We start from the raw sequence: 7152 nt of genomic DNA, 5'->3' as shown, positions 1-7152 counted from the left end.
GCTCCACGCCCAGGTCGCGCAGCGTCGCGTCGAGCACGGCCCACACCGAGCGGCAGAGCATCGCACGCAGCGCAGCCTCGGACAGCTCGCGCTCGGGGTCGCGCATCCACTGGTTGACCGCGCTGTCGACGAACCCGACGATCCCGACCGCCACCGAACGGATCGGCGCGCCCTGGATGCCGAGCGCGTCGAGGATCTGCTCGAAGCGCTCGCCGAGCAGCAGCGCGATGCCCGTCTTGGTGTCCGCGACCAGGGACCCGTCGCCCATCGCGTGCTCCCCGACGCCCATGTACACGTACAGCCGGGGGTGCTGGGCCACCCAGTCCAGGTGCGCGCCCACCACGCGGTGCACGGCTTCCTCGACGGTGCCCTCGAAGGTGAGCGTCGGCTCCATCCTGCGCATGAACGACTCGACCACCCGGCGCCGGATCAACTCGTCGAGCGCGGCACGGTCCTTGAAGTGCCGGTAGAGGACCGAGCGGGGCAGTCCCACGCGCTCGGCCAGCCGCTGGACGCGGAAGCGGGCGCCGCCCTCCTCCTCGATGAGCGCGACGGCCGCGTCCACCAACTCGACCTGACGCTGTGCCTTGTGCTCGTCCCAGCGGGTGGAGCGTCCGTCGATCTGCGGCTCTCCGCCGGTTCTGTCCGCCATGACGCCAGGATATCCGCCGCCCGGGCGGCCCGGCCGGGCGCCTGCGCCACCCCGCGACGAGGGGGCCCGGCACAGCGCCGGGCCCCCTCGTCGCGTCGGTGGGGCGGCTACTTGGCGCCGACGAGCTGCTCGATCGGGTCGATGGCGAAGTAGACGAGGAAGAGCGCCGACGTGCCCCACAGCAGCCAGTGGACCTCGCGCGCCTTGCCGAGCGCGGTCTTGATGATGACGTAGGCGAGGAAGCCGGCGCCGATACCGTTGGTGATGGAGTACGTGAACGGCATGACCGCGATCGTCAGGAACGCCGGGATGGCGATGTCGTAGCGGTCCCAGTCGATGTGCTTGACCTGCGTCATCATCAGGAAGCCCACGGCCACGAGGGCGGGCGCGGCGGCCTGCAGCGGCACGATGGTGAGCACGGGTGTCAGGAACAGCGCGAGGGCGAACAGACCGCCGGTGAACAGGTTGGCGAACCCGGTCCTGGCGCCCTCGCCGACGCCCGCCGCCGACTCGATGTACGTCGTCGAGGACGAGGCCGACGCGGCGCCGCCCGCGACGGCGGCCGCGCCGTCGATGAGGAGGACCCGGCCGAGGTTCGGGACCTGGCCGCGCTCGTCGAGGAGACCGGCCTCGGCGGTGACACCGACGACCGTGCCCATGGTGTCGAAGAAGTCCGACAGGATCAGCGTGAAGACGAGCAGCAGGACGGTGACGACGCTGACCTGGCCGAACGCGCCGAACACATCGAAGTGCCCGAGCAGCCCGAAGTCGGGGGAGTCCACGACGGTGTCCGGCAGCGAGGGCGTGGTCAGCCCCCAGGTCTTGATGTCGGCCGCCTTGTCGAGCACGACCGCGAGGACGGTCATCGCGACGATACTGATCAGGATCGCGCCCTTGACCTTGCGGGCGAGCAGCACGATCGTCAGCACGAGCCCGAGGGCGAAGACGAGCATCGGCCACCCGGTCAGGCTGCCGGTGCCGAGCTGCACCGGCACGGTGGTCTGCGCGGCGTCCGGGATGCGCGTGACGAACCCGGCGTCGACGAAGCCGATGAACGCGATGAACAGACCGATGCCGACGCTGATCGCTTGCTTGAGCGGTTGCGGGATGGCGTGCATGACGGCCTCGCGCAGCCCGGTCAGCACGAGCACGCAGATGATGAGCCCCTCGAGGACGATCAGGCCCATCGCGTCGTCCCACGTCATCAACGGGGCGAGCTGGAAGGCGACCACGGCGTTCAGACCGAGGCCCGCGGCCAGCGCCAGCGGGAGGTTGCCGCCGACGCCCATGATGATCGTCATGACGGCCGCCACCAGTGCGGTGGCCGTGACCAGCTGCGCCGGGTCGAGCTGCGCCCCGGTCTTGTCCTCGGCCCCGCTCAGGATGATCGGGTTGAGCACGAGGATGTACGCCATCGTGAAGAACGTGGCGATTCCGCCGCGTATCTCGCGCCCGTACGTCGAACCGCGCTCGCTGATACGGAAGTAGCGGTCGAGCGGGCCGCCGGGGGAGCGGGGCGAGTCGCCGGGTCGGGAGTGCGCGTCGTACGGCGCGCCGGTCGCGCTGGGGGAATTCATGACTCTCCAGGATCTGCGCATGACTGGGGGGACGGCACGCAGGCGGGCGCGCGAACGCATCCGGAATCAGGGGTACTCGGGGAGCTCCTGGGAGGATCCTCTGACGACGGCATCAGGAACGTGCTGCGCGAACGCACATGCGAAGTGCTGCGGATCATACGGAAGGCGCCCCACCGGCGGGGGCGGGATCCGGAGCAACTCCCAATGGTTGCAAGGATGTTATGGAGATCCTGCGACCGGACCGCGGTCCGGGTCCGGCGGGGCGGGGCCGTTGTCGGCGACTTCCACAAAATGTGCGCTCGACAGAACGCACAGTAGCCAGAACGCACCGGTGTCTCTATCATCCCGGCTGTGCCTGGAGCCCCCTCCCCCCATGACCCGCCGCCGCCCTTCGACGCCGTCGCCGCCCGCCGCATCCGCGAGTCCCTCGGCATGGCCCCGGGCCATGTCGCGCACGGCCTGCGTGCCTCGTTCGGCATGGGGCACGTCACCCCTGACACGGTGACCGCCTGGGAGCGTGGCCTCGCCGCCCCGAGCCCCGCCGAACTGACCGCACTGGCCAGCGTGTTGTGGTGCGACGCGACCCAACTCATCGGCACCCCGAGGGCGTTGCGCGAGCACCGGCTCATCCGTGGGTACGCCGCCGCGGACGTGGCCCGGGTGATCGGCATGGACGTCGACGCCTACGAGGAGGCCGAGCGGACCGGCGTCTGGACCGGCGGCGCCCGGCAGACGGCGGCGCTCGCCTCCGTGCTCGGTCTGTCGGCGCGCGACCGGATGGCGGTCACCGGGCACAACGGCCGGCTCGCCGAGCTCCTGGGGGACGCGGTGAGCACCCGCTGGCAGGCCCACGCGCGGGCGCTGGCGAAGGTGACCGGCATCGAGCGCCGGGCGCTCGAGGACCCGCTGCGCACGATGCACCAGGAGTACCAGCACCTGATGACGGCCACGCTGAGCCGGGCCGCCGGTGCCGCGGCCTCGGGGGAGCAGGGCCGTGCCTACCTCGAGCGGGTGGTCGACCGCTTCTGGGATCTCATGGAGGGCGTCGCGCGCTGATCCCGCACCGCGCCCCCTGGCCGCTCAGCCCTGGGGCGGGGCGAGGAAGACCCGCTCGAGCAGCTCGGCGAGCCGCTCGCGGTCCGCGTCGTCGAGCCGGTCGAGGCCGTCCTGGGTGGCGCGCATCCGGGCGCGGATCGCGTCGGTCACCCGCTCGCCCTCGGCGGTCAGGACGACGTTCTTGACGCGCCGGTCGGAGGCGCTGGGCTCGCGGCGCACGAGGCCGCGCTTCTCCAGCCGGTCCACGATCCCCGTGATGTTCGACGCGTCGCAGGTCAGGGTCGAGGCCAGGGCGCGCATCGCGGCCGGGCCGCGGCGCAGGACGGTGAGCGCCCGGCCCTGGCTCGCCGTGAGGCTCTCGCTCGCCGCCGCGACCGTGAAGTCGCCGTAGTACGCGCCGAGGGACACCGAGAGCAGCTCCATGAGCCGCTCGGTGTCGAGGCGGGAGAGTCCGGTCATGACGTACACCCTACCGATGAAACTTGACGATCTCAAATATCCGGATCTACCGTCATCTCATTGCCTGAGGTTCTCAAGCATCTAGGTTGTCAAGTACTTGCGAGGAGCATCCCGTGACCGTCACCGAGTCCCCCGCCTCCCGTGCGGCCGAGATTCTTTCCCGGCCCGTCGCGCTGAACGGGCTGACCGTCCCGAACCGCATCGCGATGGCGCCGATGACTCGCATGTTCTCCCCGGGAGGCGTGCCCGGCGAGGACGTGCGGTCGTACTACGCCCGCCGCGCCGCCGCGGGTGTGGGCCTGATCGTCACCGAGGGCACCTACGTCGGTCACGACTCGGCCGGGCAGAGCGACCGCGTGCCGCGGTTCCACGGCGAGGAGCAGCTCGCGGGCTGGGCCGAGGTCGCCGCGGACGTGCACGCGGCGGGCGGCACGATCGTGCCCCAGCTGTGGCACATCGGCATGGTGCGCAAGCAGGGCGAGCCGCCCTTCGCCGACGCGCCCGCCGTCGGCCCCTCCGGCATCCGCGTCGACGGCACCGAGGGCACCGGCAAGGCCATGACGCGGCGCGACCTCGACGACGTCATCGGGGCGTTCGCCGACGCCGCCCGCGACGCCGAGCGCATCGGCTTCGACGGCGTCGAGCTGCACGGCGCGCACGGGTACCTCCTCGACCAGTTCCTGTGGGCCGGGACCAACCGCCGCACGGACGCCTACGGCGGCGACGCCGTGGCCCGCACCGCCTTCGCGGCCGAGATCGTGGCCGCGGTCCGCGCCGTCGTCTCGCCCGAGTTCCCCGTGATCTTCCGGTACTCCCAGTGGAAGCAGGAGGCCTACGACGCCCGGCTCGCCGAGACCCCGGAGGAGCTGGAGGCGATCCTCGCACCGCTCGCCGCGGCCGGTGTCGACGCGTTCCACGCCTCGACCCGCCGCTACTGGGTGCCCGAGTTCGACGACTCGGACCTGAACCTGGCCGGCTGGACGAAGAAGCTCACCGGGAAGCCCGCCATCACCGTCGGCTCGGTCGGCCTCGACGGCGACTTCCTCCGCGCCTTCGCGGGCGAGGGTGCCCCGGTCCAGGGCATCGACGACCTCCTCGACCGCCTCGAGCGCGACGAGTTCGACATGGTGGCCGTCGGCCGTGCGCTGCTCCAGGACCCGCAGTGGGCGGCGAAGGTCCTGGGCGGCCGCTTCGACGAGCTGACGCCGTACGACGCGGCGGCGCTGAAGACGCTGAGCTAGGGCGAGTCCGACGGGGGAGACTCCTGACCGATCCAGTACCACCGACCGACCGACCGACCGACCGGGGCCGGAGCCGGAGCGGGGCGACAGCCTCCGCCCCGGCTCCGGCCCCGTCGTCTGCGTCCGCCACCGGCCCGAGCGTCTCGCTCGGGCCTCTTTCGTGCCTGCCCGCCGGTCGCTCGGCAGGGCGCCCGACGCCGCCTGTGGCGTGCTCCCCCTTCCTGTTAAGGTCGCCGTGGACCAAACGGGGAGTGGTCCCCGTTTTGAAGGGAGTGTGTCATGCCTGCACAGCACACCGAGGAACTTGCGGCCTGGACCGCGGACTTCGCCGCCGACCCGTACACCGCGTTCCGCGCCCTGCGCGAGCGTGGACCCGTCCACCACGTCCGCTTCCCGACCGGGGACACCGCGTGGATGATCCTCGGTTACGAGGAGGCGCGCGCCGCCCTCGCCGATCCGCGGATGCGCCACGACGTACGCCACTCCGACGAGTACGACAGCGACGGCCTCTACTCCATCGGCCGCAACATGCTCCAGGTCGACCCGCCCGACCACACCCGGCTGCGCTCCCTGGTCGCCCGCGAGTTCACCGCGCGCCGGATCAAGGCCCTCCGGGCGCGCGTCCAGGAGGCCGCCGACGACCTTCTCGACGCCATGGAGCCGGCGGGGCGCGCCGACCTCATCGACGCGTTCGCCTTCCCCCTGCCGCTGACCGTCATCTGCGAACTGCTCGGTGTGCCCGGCGTCGACCACGACACCTTCCGCGCCTGGACCGCGAAGATCCTCACCATCGGGGAGCCGGAGGCCTCCGGCCTCGCCGCCCAGGAGATGGCGGTCTACCTCGCCGGACTCATCGAGGAGAAGCGGCGGACCGAGACGGCCGCGGAACAGGACCTCCTGCACGCACTCGTGCGCACCCACGACGAGGGCGGCGATCACCTCACCGACGAGGAACTCCTCGGCATGGCCTTCCTGTTGCTCGTCGCCGGCCACGAGACGACCGTGAACCTCATCGCCAACGCGGTCCATCTGCTGCTCACCCACCCCGAACAGCTGGCCGCTCTGCGCGCCGATCCCGCACTGGTGGAGAACGCGGTCGAGGAGGCGCTGCGCTTCGAACCGCCGACCCCGGCCGGTACGTACCGCTACCCGGCCGAACCCGTCACGGTCGCCGGCACCACGATCCCCCAGGGCGCACGCGTGGTCGTCTCCCTCGCCTCGGCCAACCGCGACCCGGGCCGCTTCCCCGACCCCGAGCGCTTCGACATCCGCCGCGATCCGGCGTCGACCCGCTCCCACCTCGCGTTCGGCCACGGCATCCACCACTGCCTCGGCGCGCCGCTCGCCCGGCTCGAGGCCACCCTCGCCCTGCGGTCCCTCCTCGACCGCTTCCCGGACCTCGTGCTCGACGGCGACCCGGCCCCCGACTGGCGCCCCAGCCTGCTGCGCGGTCTCAGCCGGCTGCCGTTGCGCTGGTGACGGCCGCGCCGCCCGGAGGTCAACTCCCGTGCCGGGCGGGAAAGAAGCGGACTGCGGAAACCGGTAGAGCAGAGCGGTACAACCATCCTGATGTGTCGTGGGTCATACCAATCACGAACAGCGCACTCCAACGACCACATGGGGGAAATATGCGATTCAACCGATCCGTCCTGACCGCCGCGGCCCTCGGCGCGCTGGCGGTCGGGGGCACCACGGTCCTGGCGTCCCCGGCCTCCGCTGCCCCCAACACCACCCCGCAGAAGGTCTGCGGCAGCAGCTACAAGACCGTCAACTCCGCCCCGACCGGCTCCCGCGGTACCGTCTACCTGACGTACAACGCGTCCAACGGGAAGAACTGCGTCGTGACGATCCGCAGCACGCCCGGCACCAAGACCGACATGTCGGCGTGGATCTACGTCGCGGACACGGACGAGGGTGCGCAGGACTACGGCACCTACACGTCCTACGCGGGCCCCGCGTACGTCTACGGCAAGGCTCACTGCGTGGACTGGGGCGGCAACATCGGCAACGTGTACGTGCAGGTGACCGGCTCCAACTGCGCGGCCCTCAAGGAACACCGGGTGACCACCGTCCGATGACCCACCGGCCCCCGGCCCGGCCGCCCCGGCGCACCGACACGGTGCCGCCGGGGCGGCTGGTGCTGTACGGGGAGCGGGTCCGGCTGGTC

The 7152-nt window shown here is 71.6% G+C and carries 7 protein-coding genes; 4 read left to right on the top strand and 3 right to left on the bottom strand.

The annotated features are described in order from the left end of the window. Both GTW43_RS00675 and GTW43_RS00670 read right to left on the bottom strand, forming a co-directional pair. Nucleotides 1–652: TetR/AcrR family transcriptional regulator (locus GTW43_RS00675; protein ID WP_161299569.1), on the bottom strand; the 652-nt coding region annotated here is incomplete at its 3' end. A 107-nt stretch (nucleotides 653–759) separates the two neighbouring features. After that, complete coding sequence (locus GTW43_RS00670; protein WP_161299568.1) at nucleotides 760–2229, bottom strand: NCS2 family permease; 1470 nt, start codon at nucleotides 2227–2229, stop codon at nucleotides 760–762. A 351-nt stretch (nucleotides 2230–2580) separates the two neighbouring features. Here GTW43_RS00670 and GTW43_RS00665 point away from each other — a divergent pair, with 351 nt between their 5' ends. Beyond that, entirely contained in the window at nucleotides 2581–3285 is a 705-nt protein-coding gene (locus tag GTW43_RS00665) for a helix-turn-helix transcriptional regulator (protein ID WP_161299567.1), read from the top strand. Between the two features lie 24 nt (nucleotides 3286–3309). Here GTW43_RS00665 and GTW43_RS00660 read toward each other — a convergent pair whose 3' ends face one another. Beyond that, the gene (locus GTW43_RS00660; RefSeq protein WP_237536330.1) at nucleotides 3310–3744 is read right to left on the bottom strand and encodes a MarR family transcriptional regulator; all 435 of its coding nucleotides are present in this window, start codon (nucleotides 3742–3744) and stop codon (nucleotides 3310–3312) included. 113 nt (nucleotides 3745–3857) lie between these two features. Between GTW43_RS00660 and GTW43_RS00655 the strand changes: the two genes are divergently transcribed. The 3 genes from GTW43_RS00655 to GTW43_RS00645 all read left to right on the top strand — a co-directional run bounded on the left by GTW43_RS00655 (nucleotide 3858) and on the right by GTW43_RS00645 (nucleotide 7063). Further along, nucleotides 3858–4985, top strand: coding sequence for an NADH:flavin oxidoreductase (locus GTW43_RS00655; RefSeq protein ID WP_161299566.1), 1128 nt, complete (start codon nucleotides 3858–3860; stop codon nucleotides 4983–4985). A 279-nt stretch (nucleotides 4986–5264) separates the two neighbouring features. Then, nucleotides 5265–6464, top strand: a complete 1200-nt coding sequence (locus GTW43_RS00650) for a cytochrome P450 (protein WP_161299565.1) — start codon at nucleotides 5265–5267, stop codon at nucleotides 6462–6464. 149 nt (nucleotides 6465–6613) lie between these two features. Continuing rightward, nucleotides 6614–7063, top strand: a complete 450-nt coding sequence (locus GTW43_RS00645; protein WP_161299564.1) for a spore-associated protein — start codon at nucleotides 6614–6616, stop codon at nucleotides 7061–7063. Nucleotides 7064–7152 lie beyond the last annotated feature (89 nt).

Source organism: Streptomyces sp. SID5785 (assembly GCF_009870065.1).
Classification (GTDB): Bacteria; Actinomycetota; Actinomycetes; order Streptomycetales; family Streptomycetaceae; genus Streptomyces.
This window is presented reverse-complemented; position numbering and strand designations above follow the sequence as displayed.